Annotated in this window: 1 protein-coding gene; it reads left to right on the top strand. The window is 63.8% G+C overall.

Annotated elements, in window-relative coordinates; genetic code table 11:
* A partial coding sequence (locus RVY79_RS21345; protein WP_317466625.1) for a lyase family protein occupies positions 1–240 on the top strand: 240 nt, incomplete at both ends.

The raw sequence follows: 240 nt of genomic DNA, 5'->3' as shown, positions 1-240 counted from the left end.
CGAGATCAACATGGGGGCGACGGCGATCGGCACAGGGATCACGTCACACCCGGACTACGCGCGTCTGGTCTGCCGGCATCTCGTCGCCATCACCGGCATGCCGCTGGTGACAGCGGCAAACCTGGTCGAGGCCACGCAGGACTGCGGTTCGTTCGTTCAATTGTCGGGCGTCCTGAAACGTGTGGCCGTCAAGGTTTCCAAGATCTGCAACGATCTCCGGCTGCTGTCGAGCGGACCGCG

The sequence above is a fragment of the Chromohalobacter sp. HP20-39 genome (assembly GCF_033052815.1).
In the GTDB taxonomy this organism is placed as follows: domain Bacteria; phylum Pseudomonadota; class Gammaproteobacteria; order Pseudomonadales; family Halomonadaceae; genus Chromohalobacter.
This window is presented reverse-complemented; position numbering and strand designations above follow the sequence as displayed.